The organism is Pseudomonas sp. Pseusp97, assembly GCF_047304025.1.
Taxonomy (GTDB): Bacteria; Pseudomonadota; Gammaproteobacteria; order Pseudomonadales; family Pseudomonadaceae; genus Pseudomonas.
The window spans coordinates 1-230 of the sequence record NZ_JBGLYK010000620.1 but is presented as its reverse complement, the minus strand read 5'-3'; the positions used below and the strand labels follow the sequence as shown (position 1 = coordinate 230).

The following is a 230-nucleotide window of genomic DNA, read 5'->3' as shown; positions in this document are numbered from 1 at the left end:
CAGTGCGGCAATGGTGGCCGCGATATCGTCCACCGCCAGATTAGTGTCGAACTGATTCAGGTAGGCGAGCGCCTGCTTCATGTCGGCTTCGTCATAACCCAGTTCGATGCCTGGCTTTATCCGCCAGAAGAGATCGGGCACCAGCACCACGTAGCCTTCCTCGGCGAAGCGGTCGGCCGTCGCCTTCATGGTGTCGTTGACGCCGAAGATTTCCTGCAACAGAACGAGGC

1 protein-coding gene is annotated in these 230 nt (G+C 59.1%); it reads right to left on the bottom strand.

From position 1 onward, the window contains the following. Window positions 1-230: dienelactone hydrolase family protein (locus tag ACCC94_RS30550; RefSeq protein ID WP_413353277.1), on the bottom strand; the 230-nt coding region annotated here is incomplete at both ends.